Source organism: Leptospira mayottensis 200901116 (assembly GCF_000306675.2).
Lineage (GTDB): Bacteria > Spirochaetota > Leptospiria > Leptospirales > Leptospiraceae > Leptospira > Leptospira mayottensis.
Map to the genome: position 1 here is coordinate 3060001 of NZ_CP024871.1, position 18817 is coordinate 3078817.

14 protein-coding genes and 1 pseudogene are annotated in these 18817 nt (G+C 40.3%); 5 read left to right on the forward strand and 10 right to left on the reverse strand.

Annotated elements, in window-relative coordinates:
* Positions 1-3: 3 nt before the first annotated feature.
* From LEP1GSC190_RS13935 to LEP1GSC190_RS13945, 3 genes are all read left to right on the forward strand, one after another.
* The gene (locus LEP1GSC190_RS13935; protein WP_002748800.1) at positions 4-1821 is read left to right on the forward strand and encodes a hypothetical protein; all 1818 of its coding nucleotides are present in this window, start codon (positions 4-6) and stop codon (positions 1819-1821) included.
* Positions 1818-2786, forward strand: coding sequence for a tryptophan--tRNA ligase (trpS, locus tag LEP1GSC190_RS13940; protein WP_002748926.1), 969 nt, complete (start codon positions 1818-1820; stop codon positions 2784-2786). Before LEP1GSC190_RS13935 ends, trpS begins: the two co-directional genes overlap by 4 nt.
* Before the next feature lie 1114 nt (positions 2787-3900).
* Positions 3901-5049, forward strand: coding sequence for a hypothetical protein (locus tag LEP1GSC190_RS13945; protein WP_002748916.1), 1149 nt, complete (start codon positions 3901-3903; stop codon positions 5047-5049).
* Between the two features lie 410 nt (positions 5050-5459).
* Here the strand turns inward: LEP1GSC190_RS13945 and LEP1GSC190_RS13950 are convergent, their stop codons facing one another.
* Complete coding sequence (locus LEP1GSC190_RS13950) at positions 5460-6956, reverse strand: ABC-F family ATP-binding cassette domain-containing protein (RefSeq protein WP_002748868.1); 1497 nt, start codon at positions 6954-6956, stop codon at positions 5460-5462.
* A 753-nt stretch (positions 6957-7709) separates the two neighbouring features.
* Here LEP1GSC190_RS13950 and LEP1GSC190_RS13955 point away from each other — a divergent pair.
* A pseudogene (locus tag LEP1GSC190_RS13955) lies at positions 7710-8033 on the forward strand (hypothetical protein).
* A 311-nt stretch (positions 8034-8344) separates the two neighbouring features.
* The gene (trhO, locus tag LEP1GSC190_RS13960; protein WP_002748824.1) at positions 8345-9448 is read left to right on the forward strand and encodes an oxygen-dependent tRNA uridine(34) hydroxylase TrhO; all 1104 of its coding nucleotides are present in this window, start codon (positions 8345-8347) and stop codon (positions 9446-9448) included.
* Between the two features lie 4 nt (positions 9449-9452).
* Here trhO and LEP1GSC190_RS13965 read toward each other — a convergent pair whose 3' ends face one another.
* The 9 genes from LEP1GSC190_RS13965 to LEP1GSC190_RS14010 all read right to left on the reverse strand — a co-directional run bounded on the left by LEP1GSC190_RS13965 (position 9453) and on the right by LEP1GSC190_RS14010 (position 18668).
* Positions 9453-10355: a bile acid:sodium symporter family protein gene (locus LEP1GSC190_RS13965; RefSeq protein WP_002748778.1), complete on the reverse strand. Its 903-nt coding sequence runs from the start codon at positions 10353-10355 to the stop codon at positions 9453-9455.
* A gap of 4 nt (positions 10356-10359) precedes the next feature.
* Positions 10360-11508 carry a TauD/TfdA family dioxygenase gene (locus tag LEP1GSC190_RS13970; RefSeq protein ID WP_036034706.1) on the reverse strand — a complete coding sequence of 383 codons (1149 nt, stop codon included), beginning with the start codon at positions 11506-11508 and terminating at the stop codon, positions 10360-10362.
* 462 nt (positions 11509-11970) lie between these two features.
* Entirely contained in the window at positions 11971-12294 is a 324-nt protein-coding gene (locus tag LEP1GSC190_RS13975; RefSeq protein ID WP_002748767.1) for a metal-sulfur cluster assembly factor, read from the reverse strand.
* A gap of 455 nt (positions 12295-12749) precedes the next feature.
* Complete coding sequence (gene sufU, locus LEP1GSC190_RS13980) at positions 12750-13184, reverse strand: Fe-S cluster assembly sulfur transfer protein SufU (protein WP_002748731.1); 435 nt, start codon at positions 13182-13184, stop codon at positions 12750-12752.
* The gene (locus LEP1GSC190_RS13985; RefSeq protein WP_002748817.1) at positions 13168-14409 is read right to left on the reverse strand and encodes a cysteine desulfurase; all 1242 of its coding nucleotides are present in this window, start codon (positions 14407-14409) and stop codon (positions 13168-13170) included. The genes sufU and LEP1GSC190_RS13985 overlap by 17 nt, the downstream gene beginning before the upstream one ends.
* Before the next feature lie 5 nt (positions 14410-14414).
* On the reverse strand, positions 14415-14726 hold the full coding sequence (locus LEP1GSC190_RS13990; RefSeq protein ID WP_002748898.1) for a non-heme iron oxygenase ferredoxin subunit: 312 nt from the start codon (positions 14724-14726) through the stop codon (positions 14415-14417).
* Positions 14723-15919: a Fe-S cluster assembly protein SufD gene (sufD, locus tag LEP1GSC190_RS13995; protein ID WP_002748904.1), complete on the reverse strand. Its 1197-nt coding sequence runs from the start codon at positions 15917-15919 to the stop codon at positions 14723-14725. Before sufD ends, LEP1GSC190_RS13990 begins: the two co-directional genes overlap by 4 nt.
* 7 nt (positions 15920-15926) lie before the next feature.
* A complete protein-coding gene (sufC, locus tag LEP1GSC190_RS14000) occupies positions 15927-16694 on the reverse strand; it encodes a Fe-S cluster assembly ATPase SufC (protein WP_002748907.1) in 768 nt (255 codons plus the stop codon).
* 594 nt (positions 16695-17288) lie between these two features.
* Positions 17289-18668: a DUF389 domain-containing protein gene (locus LEP1GSC190_RS14010; RefSeq protein ID WP_002748825.1), complete on the reverse strand. Its 1380-nt coding sequence runs from the start codon at positions 18666-18668 to the stop codon at positions 17289-17291.
* Positions 18669-18817: the final 149 nt, after the last annotated feature.

The following is an 18817-nucleotide window of genomic DNA, read 5'->3' on the forward strand; positions in this document are numbered from 1 at the left end:
CTCTTGTCTGTAAACTCAAGGACTGACGCCCATAAGACATTCGCGGATCTCTATAGAAAACAGAGAAGTCCCGAACATCAGGAGCAGATCGACGAAGTCATTCAAAAGTCGAATGATATCTTTATTCGAATCGATTTGATGAGAAAAATCGACGAAGAGTTCGAGAAAAAAAGACAGGAAGAAAACAAAAAGTCGGAAGAAGATAGACCTAAAAGAAATTCGGCGACCTCCACAAAAGCCACCCCCAAACCCGCTCGAAGAATGGAATCCAATTCTTCCGGAGGGGCGGGTATCGGATTTTTGGCGAACCTTTTCGGTGGAAATCCCGCGATCAACAAATTTGCAAAAGAATCCGGAACGATCGATGTAGGTTTTTTAGGAAGAAAACTACAGGTTTCCGGCGGTGTTCACAATTTGTTCAAATTCTTAAAGGAAGACCAAATCATCGCTACGATCCAAGCGCTTCGATTCTGCGAACAACAAGGCTGGAGATATTGGAAGCCTCTCATATACAATGTAGTATTAAATTTTAATAAACTTCTCAATAGCATCATTTCTTTGGACAGTTTATTTATAGATCAGATCTCTCCGGAAATTTTTTTGAATCGCGCGACTAAATTAGAACTTTATTATGCAAGACATTTAAGTAGAGAAGACTGCAAAGATATCATCATGACGGAGGTTCCCGAACTGGTGCGTAAGGACGAAAAACTGGTTCCAAAAATGCCTCAGATTATGGCGGGACTTTCTTACGGATTGAACCTTGAAAGCGGAAGACCTAAAATGTCTGACGCGATTCGGGCATTCCATATCGTCGCGACCAAACGAATGATCACTTGGAACGAAATCGTTCAACAACTCAACGTTCCTCCGATCAATGAAACTAAATTTCAGGGTTCTCCTGACATCATAAAAGAAGTGGAAACAACTCTGCTTCGTCTTGCGGACGATATCCAAACCAGACTAAACCGTAAGCACGAACTACAAAGCCTAAGAGAAAGATATTTCCGAATCGACGATAAAGGAAGAATGAACTTCGACTTTCTGAATCTGATCGTAGACGATTATTTTGAAAATCACGTTCCCGAAAATATGCAGTCTGCGTCCATGAAATCTGCCTTTAAAGGGACTCCTCATAAATTGATGTATTTATTGCTTAGGGATCTCCAAGCTTCCTATGCTCCGATTTTAGAAGGGACCGTTAAGATAGGTACCAAAAATCAGAGTAAAGACGTAATTATTATGCATCCCGGTCTTTTTAAAAGTGATATCGAACAAATCAACAATCTACTCCGCCTTTTAGACGCGTTTAATAAAAAATATCCTAGCTTTCAATACAGCTTCGCGACTTACAACGAACATACGACTTCAACGGTAGGAGTGGAAGATCAGATTACCCAGAATCTTTTGAAGTTACTCGGAGATGCTGCTGCATTTATGGGAAAATTTGCGGAGAAAATCAATATCATTGTTGAAAATCATCTACTCGCAAAACAATACGAGGCTTCCGGCAAACTGAACGAAAGAGTTTTGGTTTCCAAAGAGAAAGTAATCGAAGAAATCAAAATTCTTCACAGATTTATCCCTTACGGTGATTCGACCATCGTTTCGGGAAATCGATTGAACGGGAAAACGTTAGAATTCGCCTTTTTGGAGATGACGAAACTCTTCTATAACTATGCGGTGATTTATAAGGATAAATCCACAATTACCAAATTAACCTTACATAAAAAACTAGACGCGGAACTCGGATCTCTGACGAAAGAATACGAGAGACTTTCCGGTAAACCTTATGAGACAAAGCGAATGGAGGAAGCATGAGGATTCTCACAGGAGTCCAACCCTCCGGCAAGCTTCATTTAGGAAATTTTTTCTCTGTCATTCGAAAGCTCAAAGAATATCAGGATTCGACAGACTTATTTTGTTTCATTGCGGACCTGCATTCTTTAACTACGTTCTCTTCGAAAGAAAAACAAAAAGAAAATACATTCAACGCGGTCTGCGATTTTTTAGCCCTGGGAATCGATCCAGATCAATGTACGTTTTGGCTACAATCTGGAGTTCCGGAGGTTACCGAACTTACCTGGTATCTGAGTCATTCGATCACCGTCAATCAGTTGAGCTTGGCGCATTCTTACAAAGATAAGGTTGCAAAAGGTTTCAATCCAGGAGGCGGGCTTTTTTTCTATCCGGTTTTGATGGCGGCGGATATTCTCGGTTTCGACAGCGATCGGGTCCCTGTCGGTAAAGACCAAAAACAACATTTGGAATTTGCAAGAGATATCGCTTCGAATTTCAATCGGGAAATCGGTCCCGTTTTTAAAATCCCCGAACCGGAAATCGACGAAACAACGGCCTTGGTTCCCGGTACTGACGGACAGAAAATGTCTAAGTCTTACGGAAACACGATCAACTTTTTCGATTCCGAAAAAGAACTTAAGAAATCCATAATGTCTATCACAACCGACTCCGCAGGAATCGACGAAGTCAAAGATCCTTCCAAAAGTAATATTTATGCGATTCATTCCTTGTTTTTAGATGAAAAAGGAAGAAAAGCCCTCAAACAGAAGTTCTTAATCCCCGGAACTGGATACGGAGATCTTAAAAAACAACTTTTACAGGATACCTTGGATTACTTTGCTCCTTTTCGTAAGGAACGAGAAAAAATCGGGGAAGACAAATCTTTTGTGGAAGCAACTCTCAAAAAAGGACAAGAAAAAGCCCGAAATACGATCACAAATGTCCTTGATCGAACCCGCAAAGAATTGGGGATTTATCGGTTTTAAAATCTAGAATATTCCGTTTTTATTAAATAATTGAATCGTTTCATCTTTCCGTTTTTCCCTCCGAACCGATTCAGCTCAGCGCTGTCCTTTTGCTATTTTAATTCGATTTTGTTTTACCTCTTTTAATCACATACATACAGAGCATAGAACGGTTCGTTCCATTTTTTCAAGACGTCAGGGAAGCGTCCAATCGATCATCTGGCCCCAAACATTTTTCCCTTTCTTGATCAGATTGATCCAAATCTGCATATTACAATCCTTTAATTTTGCAATTTCTTGAAGTTTTTATTTTCATAAGGAGTTTCGGAAACGGCATATAAGTCCAAGTAAAAAAGACACGCCCCAAAGACCTTTATAAACAGTATTTTTATCGTTTGAAAATCGCGGCTCTATCAAAGGATTTTTTATAAGGCATTTTTTTAGATTTATATTTCAAATATTTTGATATTTTTTGGAGACTTTAATATATATGTATTGAAAGTCATTTACCTCTTTTATATACGAGATTATATGTCCGGCAAAATATTCTTTTAGATTTAACTTCTTGAAGCCGCGAACCGTTTCTTCTCTAAGTGTATAACTCACTTCATAGAAGGACTTTAGACTGTTCCGCACAATCCATTTCTTGTAGTTTTAATTTCTGATTGAAATGGCAGACGACCTACCTTACTTCTTGAATTCCGTTCTGTCACCATCGGAACCATATCGATAAAATCTTACATAAGAAAGATATGCGAAATCGGAATCCGATTTGGTTTTACTCATTTACTGTGTTTTCGTTTTCGATCCAGACTTCCAAGTTCAATTCAATTTGTGAAACCAATAGGATGAAAGATTTTTTTCCAGGATTTTCCGTAGATAGAATCTTGAGCGTTCGGATCTTCTGCCGCCTGAATGGAAAATGCAAAAGATACTTTATTATATAGGAACGAATGGTTTTAAACGGACATACTTAGCCGACTCTTTATAAATACACATCTACATACGAGGTTTTACAGCTTACAAAGCTTACATCTAACGCTCGGCCAACAAACAGAGAAAAATATCATTTTAATTTTACTAAAAGGCTTTTTAATGATTGCCATTTATATAACATTTCCGACTCTGCCACTTTATGAATCACCTTTGCACATCGCATTTTACTCGTCTTTTAACCTCATTTGTGGTTCTCAGTATGACAGTTCTGAACTGCAAGAAGGAAAAAGATGATTCTTCAATTCTCTTAGCCGTAGCGGCCTTACTAGCCGGGACTTCAACAACGAATAGCTCAAACGTTTCTTATGGCGGTACAAAAAGCCCGGGTGACGTTATGACCGGAGATATGGTGAAAGCCAATTATGGGAATTTTTCGTTCACGAATCTTACAACGAATGAAAAAATCTCCGGACAGGTAGCCACATATTCAGCGAGCCCTTTCATAGCTCTTTTGTCCGCACCGTCCTACACACAAGGCGGATTCGCCATTCCCATCGCAGGAGTGGGACTTCTGGCTACACCAATTTCCGGTTACTCAAACGCGGGTGGAGCGCCCGTAACTGCAATGCGTGCAGAGGTGTACACGGAAAAAAGCTCGAATTGCTCTGACGTAAGTGGAACGTTTAATATGGTTCAAGCAATGTTCGGGAATGCGGTCGGCGCGTTTCAAGGTGGGTATGGCACCTTAACCATCACCGGAACAAACCAGAAATTCATTGCAGGAACAATCACAACTTTGGGTGGTGCGGGTACCGCAGTAAACCTTAATAACGGCATTTGTACCGATGGTAAAGTTGCATGGGCTACCGGTGAAACTGCATTCGTTTCTTCAACGGGTGTACTTATTTTAGATATGGGAACGGATAAAGGTGGTTTTTTCGGTTTAGCCAAAGACGTTAACCTAAACGGCTCAGGAATTCTAAACGGCAAAACACTTCTCGGTTTTGACAATCTACGAGGAGCCAATGCGGCAACCATTGATTCCTTTGTCAGTGGCAAGTTCACGTGTTTAAATGGGGCTTGTAACGGAGTGAATATAGATGCTCGAACCCTAACAGCCCAAAACAATGGTAACTCTTCTACTAATGTTCCTGTATTCACAAACGGCATTTCGGCCTCTACGACACTTGGAAATGGCGGAGGGGGAATACCACTGGCCGCAAACGATAATTTAGTTCTGATCGCACGCACGGTGAATGGTAAGATTACGGTAGCTATGGTCGCCTGCTCGACGGGCGGATGTACAGCCGCTTCTTCCAGACACTTCGGACTCTATACTGAAAACTAAGAGTTATACCCACCGCTTATTTCTTTTACGGCGGGGGTACTTTTCAGTCGAAATAGTTCACTCAAAGCCCAGTGTAAGAAAATTACGACAACAAAACAAAATAGGAAACAGACTTAATGAGATTGAGATTTGTTTCCCTATTTTTTGATACATAAATTACAAGTTTCAGAACGTAACAATCTTAAAATATCTTTTAAAAACAAACCTCCTCGTTCAAATGAATAGAGTTATCCGAAAAATTTTTATCCAAACCAGAGAGAGAAGGACTGGATATCCAAAGCTGAACGTCTTATCCTTCGAAAATCAAACATAGACTTTGCAAGCCCTTTTTAAAATCCCAAAATAAAGCCTTAAAATAACCGAAAGATGCTCGGGAAAAATACATAAAAAATATAAAATATTCGAATTTATTAATAATCTTCATCCGACCAACCTACTTCGTTTAGAAAGTCATCATAGGAACCATCAAAAATTCGAATCGTATCGTTATCGAATACAATCAACTTTGTTGCGACGGCACGCAAATGAAGTTCGTCGTGAGTAACCATGATGACGGAACCCTCGAATTCATCGATTGCTTCGATCAAAGAATCACAAGATTGCATATCCAAGTGATTCGTGGGCTCGTCAAGATAAAGAAGATGACAAGGGGTCACAAGAATTTTTCCGAGAAGCACTCTACTTTTTTCACCACCAGAAAGGACTTTAATTTTTTTAAGTGCTTGATCCTCAGAAAACATCAGACCACCCGCAATCGTTCTAGCTTGCCATTCCGTACAAGATCGATCAGAAACCATGATTTCTTCGACCACAGTCGAATTTTCATTGAGATTAAGTTTGTTTGTCTGACCGAAATAACCTTCTTTCAAAATCGGATGTTTTTTAATCGTTCCTTGGGAAGGTTCGAGTTCCCCCGCGAGAATTTTAAGAAGAGTGGATTTCCCTTTTCCGTTCTTACCGATGATACAAATTCTTTCTTTATTCCCCACACCGATGGAAAAGTTTTCGATGAGATACGGTTTTTTTCCATCATATGAAAAACAAAGATTCTCTGCGGACAACATCTGACTGGCGGCAAAAGGAGCGCTATTAAAATATAACTCTAAATCCTGAATTTTTTCTAGAGCTTTCATCTCTCCTTGTTTTTCTAATTTTTTGACTCTGGACTGAGTTCGACTAGCAAAACTCGCTTTCGCTTTAAACTTTGCGATAAATATCTCCTCTTGTTTACGTTTTTTTGCCTCGTTTAAGCGAGTCTTCTCGTAGATCTCTTCGGATTGATTGATCTGGTTGTAAAGTTTATCCGTATCGCCTTGGACCTTGATCGCTTTAGTTCTATGGATCGCAATTGTATGAGTGACTACTGCATCCATAAATCCTCTATCATGAGTTACTAATATGATTTCGCCTTCCCATTCTCGCAAAAATTCTTCAAGCCAACGAATGGTAACGATATCGAGGTAGTTGTTCGGTTCGTCAAGCATCAGCATGTCGGGAGCTGAAACGAGAAGTTTCGCAAGATTCATCCGGATCTGATAACCTCCGGAAAATTCATTCGGATTTCTTTCCATGTCCTGTTCAGAGAAACCCAAGCCGGAAAGAATTTTTTCAACCTGCCAGGTTTCGTATTCTTCCCCTTCGGGAAGACCAAGAGCACATTCTTCTAAAACCGTAAGTTTGGTAAAATGAAGATGCTGCTGAAGATGACCGATTTTATAACCTTTAGGAACCGAGATTATACCTGAATCAGGTTCAACGTTTCCAAGAATCATCTGAAAGAGTGTGGACTTTCCGTGGCCATTTCGACCGACCAGGCCGATCTTTTCTCCTCGATTGATGCTCAAGTTTAAGTCGTCAAAAAGAACTTTGGTTGTAAAAGCCTTGTTTAGGCCGGATATTTTAATCATAATCGATGTGCTCTAAGTTTCTAAAACCAGATTTTCAAAAAAGGTTTATATTTCACTTAAAAATTAATACGATCGACGCCTAATGTTCAAAGACCGCCTTTATTTTGAATTTAGAAAAAGTGTAACCACGATCCTAAAAAATCAGGTCCCCTTTCAAACGTTAATAATATAATATTTTCTTAAAGTATCTCATCAAATTTTCCAAAATTGATCGAAATCATTTTTAAATACTCCATGAGGGATCCGATTTTTAACGGATCATTTTCTCATCCTATCCTCCCCGAATCTGACGATCATAAATTATTTTTCAATCCCAAGATCCAATAAATCCCACAGACAAAAAGAAACTATAAGAAAGAGAATTTAAAAAAAGTTCCTATCAGCTTATTAGTTATATAAAATATGAATTGTTTACCAACAAGTAGAGCGCCTTGATGCCGAATTTGTCGTACTTGCAGATTCGGCAAGACGAGCCATCCTTATACAATGAAAAATAGAGAGTTACGGAAAAATGGTTCGAAGGAGTTCTGATTGTTTGTGATATCGATTTAAAAGTGGATGGCCTTTTCGCTGTATATGACGCAATAAAGGCGGAAGAAATATGGGAACGGATAGTATAGTACCAAGAGATCATCTGTTCGGAACGTATCATCGCCATGGAAGCATTCGACGAGTCTTGGTATTCCGGAAATGCATTAAATAGCCGACAGAGATAACTTTAGAAGACAACTCTACTCTCTGTTACCGTGCTCTATCAATCCAAAGAAACAAGAGAATAGGAGTGGTATTCGCTGGGTTTTAACGATCGGAATTTTTTCCGCCCTTGTAGATGCGATCCTACACGAGACCGGCGTTTATCCATAGTTAGGTGTTGTTATATCAGACTCTCTCTTTGTATTTGCAGATCAGATTTGGAATCTTAAACAGTTACGTTACTACACCTCTCGCACCGGATCAGCCTCTCAAACATTCTCTGGCGCTTGGAATGATCATAAGTATAACGGGAGCTATTGTGATGGGATATAGACCCGCATCTACTCTCTTGGAATCATTGCGATTGTATTATTCCGTTGCTGATGGGACAAAAAATTTTGAAATCCATTCGGCGAAAGCATAGAATTTTATCCGAAAATTCATTCAAGGAAAGGAGAACACTCCGTTGATACAATCGGCAAAAGCACCAAATAGATTCAATATTTCGAAAGTACATGTACGGCAAATAAGGGTTTTGAACAGGTCATTCTCAAAATCGAATCTATGTTACCAAATGAATAACAATGTTTAAGACATCGAGTCAAAAAGAGGAGATTCCAACATCTGCGCTCCGAAAGACGAATCCCGTAAGAAAGACTTGTCAAGAAAAGTCTCCATTTCAAAGTTAAGAATGTATGGCAAATCGGGACGATCTTCAAAAAAAGACCCTCGCTAAAAAACGTCCTCTCCACAATATCTACGGGAAAGAGATTCTGAAAAAACGTCTTGAGACCGAAAACTTTCCAAGAACAACTATCTCCTTTTATCGTTATGTCATTTTAGAAAATGTACAAGAACTCAGGAACCAGCTTTACGTGGAATGGGAAGCCCTCGGAGTTCTGGGAAGAATCTACGTAGCAAGAGAAGGAATCAACGCCCAACTTTCAATTCCTTCTCACAATCTGAATTCTTTTAAGGAGAATTTGAATTCTAGAATTCAATTCAAGGACATGCTTTTTAAAATCGCCGTGAAAGATGATCACAAGTCCTTTCTAAAACTCGATTTAAAAGTGCGGAATAAAATTGTCGCAGATGGATTGAATGACGATGCATTCGATGTGACTAATGTTGGAAAGCACCTTTCCGCAGAAGAATTCAATCACTATATGGAGGATAAAAATTCCATCGTAATCGACGTAAGAAATCATTACGAAAGTGAAATTGGTCATTTTGAAAACGCCATTCTTCCACAATCCGACACCTTCCGGGAAGAGCTTCAAATCTTACTGGAGTTACTAAATGGAAAAGAAGATCAGAAAATCTTAATGTACTGCACGGGAGGCATCCGTTGTGAAAAAGCAAGCGCCTGGCTCAAACATCACGGATTTAAGGATGTCAATCAACTTCACGGCGGAATCATCTCTTACGCGCACGAAATTTCCCAAAAAGGACTGGAATCCAAGTTTAGAGGAAAAAATTTCGTATTCGACGGACGTCTTCAAGAAACGATCGGTAACGAGATCATTTCCACTTGTCATCAGTGTGGAAAGAAAAGCGATCGTCACGTAAACTGCGCAAACCCAGGATGCCATATCCTTTTCATCCAGTGTGACGACTGTTCCGAAAAATTCGAAGGATGTTGCACGGAAGAATGCAGAACCGTCTTACATCTCCCGAAAGAAAAACAAAAAGAAATCCGAAAGGGAAAATCGAACGAAAATCGTTTCTTCACGAAGTCGAAAATCCGTCCGAAAATTTCGGAACTCTATCAGAATCGAAAGCCCTTCGAAACCGTCTGAACTTTTAAAAAGAAATTTTTTTTCTAGACCAAAACCAAGCAAGACTTACACCAGCAAGCCCGTGCCAGATTCCCCAAACCGCCGCAATGATCGCCATACTTCCTTGACCTCCGAAGAACGCGAAAATCAAAACCAGTCCTAATCCCGAATTTTGAATTCCGGTCTCTATGGAAATACAACGAGCATCCCTTTCGTCTAAACGAATCAGTTTCGCAAAGTAATACCCCAATAAAAAACCGGTAGTATTCATTAGAAAAACGTAAAGAAATACTCTGTGAATCACTTTCAAAAATATCTGATAATTGGCAAGAAGTGCGATCAATAAAAACGCAATAAAGATAAAACCAGAAAGAACTTTGAGAGGTTTCGTCAATTTTACCGCGTTTTTCGGCAAATACCTCTTCGTCAAAATACCTAGAAAAATTGGAATCACTAGAATGATTAAGATCGCTTTAAAGACATCCCAAGGATTGAGTGTTATTTCTTTCAGAGCCGCTTGAACAGGAGGATACAAATTCCCCCAGAAAAAGAAGTTGAACGGAGTTGCAAAAATAGCAAGAACCGAAGAAAAGGCGGTAAGCGAAATCGAAAGAGCCGTATTCCCTTTTGCAAGAAGAGTGATAAAATTAGAAATATTTCCACCAGGACAGGCAGCAACAAGAAGCATCCCAAGCGCGATTCCCGAAGGTGGATTTAAAATCCAAAGAAGAAGATAAGTCGCAAACGGGAAAAGAATAAATTGCGACAAGATACCAGTAATGGACGCTCTAGGGTTATCGAAGAGTAATTTAAAATCCTCCAATTTAAGTTCCAAGGCGATCCCGTACATAATCAATCCTAAAAGCAAATTTAAAAAAACTAAACCACTTTCGTTGAAATTAATTCGAACCGCATCTAATTCCGACATCATCTTAATCTGCCCAAGCCACAAAAATTTCCCTCGGACCGGTAAACGGATGCCGTCCGTGAGAAACCGAATAATTATCAATTATGAGTATATCTCCCTCTCGCCAAGAAAAAAGAGAGATATTGTTCCAAAACGCGTCTTGAATTCTTTTCAGTTCCTGTCCTGAAATTTCTTGACCGTCGCCGTAAGTGCAGTGCGTGTCCAAGTATTCTTTTTTAGTCGTGATCTTTTTTATAAAAGTAAGAATTTCAAGTGTGATTCCTACTAAAAAACTACGAATCGTTTTCTGGTGAGCAAAGATTCTCCAATATTCTTTACGAGCCGCGTCGATATGAAACACTTGAGAGTGATTATGCCAAGCTAACGATTTGAATTCCGGATGTTTACGAATCGCTAATGTAGTGTTAATCAATCTCAAGTTATCCTTACCGAACCATTCCACCTTAAAGTTTTGTTTTTTAGAAATCTCTTCTACCTTTTCTCTATCTTTTGTTTGAAACATCTCGTCCCAACGTTTTGTTTTCCAAAACTGAAAACGAGATCGATTCGAAGGGCCGTCATAAACTCTGGAGTAACGAATTTTTTCTTTCTCGAATTTTTCACGAATAAAGACAGGAACTTCGTTCAAAACCTTTCTGAGATCGGTGATAGGAGTTTCTCCGAACTTTTCCGGAGCTTTTTTACAATAAAAGAAAAGTTTTTTAGGAGGAGAATCCAAAAAACTCATCTCCGCGTGTTGCATGATTGGATATGCGGGCGGAAGTTCCGTCGCGGTAAATGTATATTTAGTCACCTGATTTCTTGGAGACGTTCCGAGATAATTGTTCTTTAGATTGGAGTCCACATTAATAATCACATCTTCAAAATCCTGAGGAGAAAACACATCGAATCCTCTAAAAAGAATAGCTCCGTATTCTTTGAGATCATCAACTAACGTATGTTTGTTGCTTTTGATCCATTGGATCAGCTTTTGTTTACCTTTTTGTTCCTCAGAATCCGGCTGATAGACTAGGGGAAGAGGATTTTTAAAATCGATGAATCCCTTTGATAAAGCAAAAGCAACTTTCGATTTTGTCTTTTTTACGGAAGCGGCTTTTGTCTTTGTTTTAGAGTGTGTTTTGTTTTTTACCTTAGAAAAAGTTTTAGCTACCATGAAAATCCCCAAAAGATTTCCAGACGCGGAATCGGTCCGGAAAAAGCCTTTTGGGTAGATGGAAAATATTCTTATTTTTGATGCAAGGAATATTTGATATAGCGAACAAAAAATCCAATAAGCTGAAAAAATGAACTAATTTCGCCAAAACTCGTCGGAGTTTTCTGCTTTTGTCTTTTAAGGTGAGTTCGTTCGCGTAGAGAACGTTCTAATTTTTTCTACAAATAAAATTTGGGTCTTTCCGTGTTTCAAAGCCCAAAACAATATTATTAGTTTGTATATTCATTCTAACCTTTACCCTCAAAGTGCTGGAGTTCCCATAAACTACACCCCTGGTGCAAATTTATAGATTTCGAACAGACTTTTTTGTTATTCAATTCCTATAGGATATTGAACCGTTTTGGGACAGATCTAAATAAAATTCATTTATTTTACTGAACGAACAAATTTCGAAAATTCGAATCAATCAAAAATCCCCAAATCCATTTTGGCTTCTTCCGTGGCCATTTCTCTCGGGTCCCATTTAGGGACCCAAACAACTTCCACTTCAGCATCGGTGATTCCCTCCACTCGGAGTGCATGATCCTTGATCTGTTGTTTCATCTGAGGACCAGCCGGACATGCCATCGAAGTATAAGTCATATCAATCTTCGCTTTAGAACCTTCTACCTTAATCCTATAAATGAGTCCAAGCTCAGCGACGGAAATTCCGATTTCGGGATCTTCCACTTTTCTCACTTCTTCGTAGATCTGTCCTTCCAATGTGTTTGTAGGAGCTTCTAACATTTCCATGTTCCTCCTCTGATCTCTTTTTCTTACCTTCTATTGATTATAAAACTTCTTAGAGCTTACGCAAGAACCTTACAACTTCAATATTTCTGTAAAAGAAACTTCCATTTACGACATGTTGTAAAGGCAGATTTATTTCTTCGTAAAACTTTTGTGGGAACTCCCAATTTACAGCCCACAATCTGATCTCTCCCCGCGGTAGGGATCAAAGCGGGGTCGATCCGAAAAATTTGCTTCTCCAAAATGACAACTCAATGGATCGACCGGAGCTGCGAGCCCGGTCCGCGAAGCGGAACCGCCCGAAATTTGCAGGAACTTCCCCACGTTTTCAACCGAACTGACCACTAGAATCTTTTTTTATGTATCATTTGTAGACAAAATCAGCAAACTTTAATCCCTGATCCTAAAGCATGGAGTTCCCACAAATTTCTATTCAATTACAGTAAATTCCGCTACTTTTCGATTCGAGAGAGCGCCCTTTCTAAAGTATTCCAAGGAAGAACCGCACATTTGATTCTTGCAGGAATTTTTTTCACGGATTCCATCGATTCTAAGTCTTCCAATTCTTCGTCAAACTTAGGATCTTTGTCTTCCAGGAACATATTTTTAAAACGGGAAAGAATATGTTCCGCTTCGAAAACTGTTTTTCCGCGAATTGATTCGGCCATCATGGAACCGGAGGCTTGAGAAATCGAACATCCCTTTCCCATTACACGAACGTCTGCAATTTTATCTCCGTCAAGATTGATCGTAAGTTCGAGTTCGTCTCCACATAGAGGATTGATCCCATGTTCAGATAGATCCGCAGGCTCAAGCTTACCTCGAAATCTCGGATTTTGATAGTGATCAAGTATAACTTCTTTATAAAGACTATCGCTTAAGGACACGGGAGAATATCTCCTTCACCTTAATTAGACCCTCTATCAACCGATCGATGTCGCTTTTTGTATTGTAAAGATAGAGACTCGCTCGGCAAGTTCCCGGTATATTCTTAAACGCCATAAAAGGTTGAGCGCAGTGATGTCCGACCCGGATCGCAATTCCCTCTTCGTCTAGAATGGTTCCGACATCGTGCGGATGCACTCCCGGAAAGTTGAAAGAAATTACTCCTCCTCTTTTGGATAAATCTCTCGTTCCGTAAAGTTCTAATCCGCCGAAATCGTCCAGTCGATCGAGCGCGTAAGTGAGAAGTTCCACTTCGTGATTTCTGACTTCCTGCATTCCGATCGTTTCAAGATATTCGATCGCAGACTCGAAACCGATCACTCCCGCGATGTTAGGAGTTCCCGCCTCAAGTTTGGAAGGAAGTTCCGCATACGTGGATCTTTCCTTATAAACGTGAGCGATCATATCCCCTCCTCCCATCCAAGGAGGCATCTCTTCTAATATTTCCTCTTTTGCGTAAAGAACTCCGACTCCGGTTGGGCCGAGCATCTTATGCGCGGAAAATACGTAGAAATCATAATCCATTTCCTTCATATTCACCGGTAGATGACAAACCCCCTGAGCCCCGTCCACAAGAACCTTGGCCCCTACTTCTTTCGCTCTTTTCTGAATCGGAGCGAGATCGTGAATCGTTCCGGTCACATTCGACATCTGAGCAACGGCGACTAACTTTGTCTTAGTCGTGATGATCTCGTTCAAATTGCTCAGATCCAACGTGCTGTCTTCGTTCAAAGAAATGAATCTTAATACCGCTTTTTTTTCCTGAGCGAGAATTTGCCAAGGTACGATGTTGGAATGGTGTTCGAGTTCGTTGAGTACAATCTCGTCTCCTTCTTTGACTTGAGTCCTTCCCCAAGTCTGAGCGACTAAGTTGATCGATTCGGTCGCGTTTCTCGTAAAGATACAAACCTTCGCGCACTGGGCCCCAATAAATTTAGAAAGACGAATTCTACTCAATTCGTATTTTTCCGTGGCCTTTTGAGAAAGATAATAAATTCCACGATGTATGTTTGCGTTCTCTTCTCTATAATACTTTTCGATTCTATCGATGACCGTAAAGGGTTTTTGAGAACTAGCCGCACTGTCCAAAAAGACGAGAGGTTTCCCGTTCATCATTGTTCCCAAAATCGGGAAATCAGTTCTAATTCTTTCGGCTGAGAAATTCATGTATTTCAATCCTCCAAATCCACTTCAATGGAGTCACCTACGATTCTCACGGGATACACGGGGAGATCTTCCACAGCGGGCATACAAAGCGCCTTTCCGGTTTTGATGGAAAACTGCGCTTCATGCCTCGGGCAGGTGATTACGTCTCCACACAATTCCCCCTCAGATATAGCCTCTCCGTCATGTGTACAGACGTCTTCAAATGCGTAAAGGTTACCGTCCAAACTCGTGATCCCGATCCTATTATATCTGGTTTCAACTACTTTGACTTTCCCGTTTTCGACTTCGGACAGATTTGCGAGTTTACGAAAGCTCATATCGGACCTTCTACTTTGTATACAATCAACTCAAAAAGTTCTTGTTGTATAGAATCGGATTCGATTTCACCGATGACTTGGCCTAAAAACCCGTCCACGATCATCCTTCTGGCCTCGTCCTCATCAATTCCCCTAGAAGCCAGATAGAACAACTGTTCTTCGTCAATCTCTCCGACGGTGGCCCCGTGTTCACACTTTACGTTTTCCGCATACACTTCCAACTTCGGAATCGATTCCGCCCTAGCGGAACGGCTCAAAAGAAGGTTGTTGTTGATTTGAATCGCATTTACGTTTTTGCAGGAATTTGGAATATGAAGATTTCCGGTAAAAATATGATGTGCCTTATCCTTGAAAGCGCCTCTGTAAAGAATCGAACTTTCCGTATGACTTTCTTTGTGAACAATCTTCACCTCAGAGTCCTGGAATTCTCTCGCCGCCATCGGAGCCAAACCGATCACTCTCGCTCTCGCACCTTTGCCGGAAAGTTCGACGCCTATAAGATTTTTGCCCTTATATCCCCCGGGAGTGATTTTTGCGATCTTAACGTCTGAGTTCTCCTTTTGATCAGAGAACAGATTCTGAAAATGGAATACGGAAGAACCAAAGGATTCGATTCCGACATAAGAAACCCTGGATTCGGCTCCCGTGTAAATCACGGTAAGACCTTGGAAGAGTTTGAAGTCTTTCTTTTCCGGGCATTCGTATCGTTCCGCGATAAACGCCTTGCTGTGATTTCCGATTTTTACCACAAAGATGGGGAGAATTTTATTTTCCTTCTCAAGTCGAAACTTGATTTCGATTTCTTCTTTGAGAATGAGATCGTTTTCCACTTCGAGATAGATCCCGTGAGTAAAGTTGGAAAGGCTGTAAAGCGTAAACCATTCTTCATTCCGTTTTTGGAATATACTTTCAAGGTTGTTTAAAAAGAATTCGAGTTCTTTTCCGGAAAGAGAGTCCGCTCTTTGAAATTTGACTCCATCGGGAGCCTTCCAAGAAACCGCGTCCGTGCCGGGGGGTTCGGTAAATTCTTCCGGATGAAAATTAGAAAGCGGAATTTTTCTCCAGGATTCGTTTTCCGATCCCGGAATTTTCAGAGTTCGAAATTTTGCAAAAACCTTAGCGCGAAAATCTTTCAGAGTCTGAGGTTCTCCACTACGAGAAAGCAGATTCTCAAACTGAGTTTCTAAAGACATTTTCGTCTCAGTCTCCGGATTCCGCAAGGACCCAGTCATATCCCTTTTCTTCCAATTCCAACGCGAGTTCTCTCGTTCCGGTCTTCAGGATTTTTCCCTTTGCAAACACGTGAACAAAATCGGGTGTAATGTAATTTAGCATTCTTTGATAGTGTGTGATGAGTAGAATGGATTTTTCCGGAGTTTTGTTCCTGTTGATTCCCTCGCTTACGATTCGAAGCGCGTCTATGTCTAGTCCCGAATCAGTTTCATCCAATACGGAAAGTTTCGGTTTGAGTAAACCCATTTGGAGAATTTCGTTCCTCTTTTTCTCTCCTCCGGAAAATCCGTCGTTCACATAACGAGCGATAAACGATTCCGGAATATCGAGCGCAGCCATGGCTTCTTTGAGTTCTTTTCTAAATTCTTTGACTGGTAGTTCCTTTCCTCTTACGGACTTTACAATGGTTTTTAGGAAGTTTCCGATCGTAACTCCGGGTATGCTCGTAGGATATTGAAAGCAGAGAAAGATTCCGAGACGTGCACGTTCGTTCGTCGGAAGATCCAAAATGGATTTTTTTTCGAATAAAATATCACCCGACAAAACTTGGTATTTCGGATGGCCCATGATGACGTTGGAAAGCGTGCTTTTTCCGGAGCCGTTCGGTCCCATAATGGCATGAATCTCTCCGGATCGAATCGTGAGATTGACTCCCTTTACGATCTCTTTGATTTCTCCAGAATCGCCAGTCTGAATTCCCGCCCTGAGGTCCTGGATTTTTAAAATCTCGGTCACAAAAGCACCCTTATCAGAAGAAAGTTATGGGATGTGAAAGGACTGGAGCAATTTACGGTCGATTTGAATTTACCGACCCATAAAAGTTTTCGTCTCTCTGTGAAAAAACCGCTCCTGGTTCTTTTCTCTGACCCTTATTCTACCAGTGTTTTTTTTTGTAGAAAGAGATCAAATAGGAAAGAAACCCAAACTAAGCTCAACAACCCAAAACTCAATGGATATTAGTGCACCTTCGAGATGTCAGACTCAAACACGTTCCAAAGAACCATCGTATTGTACTGGAACTCCCCAAACGGGTCTTTGTATCGAAACTCAAAAGCTGATTCCATATTTACCCGAAAAAGAGTCGAACCATCCCAAAAGTTGAAATCCATAATATTTAATTTTTTAAATCTAATATTATACAAATACCCGTTCATGTTAGAATCAGCAAATCAGCGATCATTTCTTATAATCTATCGAAAACCGGCGTTATCTATTATACGATTTTAAGGCCAACTCTTAGATCGAAAATTAGAACGGACCGCAAATTCGGAAGTGGCAAATACTTGAGATCTCTACTTTTAAGCCGCCGGTTCTTTTTCCGAATCAAATTCAGAGATCCAAGACCTTTAAACTTTCCACTCCTATTCTTAGTTTCAAAAAAAGTTCCAGTCGTTTTTTTTCCACGTCACTGATCGGACGTTTCCATTTTACGAGTATCGTAACCTCTTTCGAGGAGGTAAAATCCTGAACATTCTGGACCAAAAAATCTCCGAAAGAAAACGATTCCACGTAAGGAAACAATACGTTGATCTCTTTCGCCACAGATTGAACCAAATGATTTTTATCCTTCAAAGTTCGAAGTTCGTTTTCCAAAAGTTGAATCTTCTCTTCCTGGTTTTTCGAACCAACTCCGGTTTCAAGAGAAAGATTTCCAGGCTTCTTGTGCTCCGCTTCCCCAGCCTGGATAATCTTCAATTCAGTTCCCTCCAGACCATATCTAGGAAGAAGAGTCTTCAACTGGGAAAGAACTTCTTCGGACAAAGTTTCACCGATTATCGTAACTTCGATTTTTTTTTCGCCGCTTTTTCTTACTACGTTTGCGGAGAGGATCTTACTTTTTTCAAACGAGAAATGATTTTCTAGATAACTCTTCGCGTTTCGCTTAAACGAGGAATCGACTACGATATCATAGGCGAAATAAAGGCTAGGAAGAATCAAACAGATGGATACCAAATATACATAACGATAAATCTTTTTATCAACCGCCGGGTCCGTATAAACAGTGCGAGTGAATTTCAAATAACGTACGAAAATTAGGGTACTGATTCCGATAAAAACACTGTTGATCAGATAGAGATAAAAAGCGCCGAAGAAAAATTTTAAATTCCAATTCGCAAGTCCGTAACCCGCAGTACAAAGTGGAGGCATAAGAGCGGTGGCGATTGCCACTCCAGGAACTGCGTTCGAAATCTTATCTTTTCGAGAACCTGCCACAATACCGGTCGCACCTCCGATAAATGCGATCAACACATCGTATATGGTAGGAGATGTTCTCGCCAAAAGTTCGGATTGAGCGTCGGAAAGCGGGGAAATCAAAAAGTATATTGCGGAAGTAAAAAGGCTTAAAAGTGTCATTACCGCAAGATTGCGTAGGGATTTTTTCAAAAGTTCGAAGTCGTAAATTCCAAGCGCCAAACCCGCACCCATAATTGGTCCCATCAAAGGAGAAATGAGCATGGCTCCTATGATAACCGCAGTAGAATTGATATTTAGGCCGATTGATGCTATGAAGATCGCGAAAATCAAAATCCATAAAGCGGAACCGGAAAAATTAACTCCCCGTTTGATCGATTCGATAGTCCCATTCTCATCTGTATCATTACTGATATGAAATAAGGAATCGACAAACTCAAACAATGGACTCAATAAATCCCAAAAACTAGGTTGTTGATCGTTGGTTTTCTGATCACGAGATGTTTTTTTTTGCATAGTATTTTTCTCCTATTAAAAACAGACTCTAAGTAAATCGGACCTGCCTTCGATGTTAGGGCTTATTTCTATTCAGCTCAAGTTTTCTCCGAATGAATTTATGAGCCGAAGCATAAAACTTTTTTGTCAACAAAATTCAGCCCTGACAG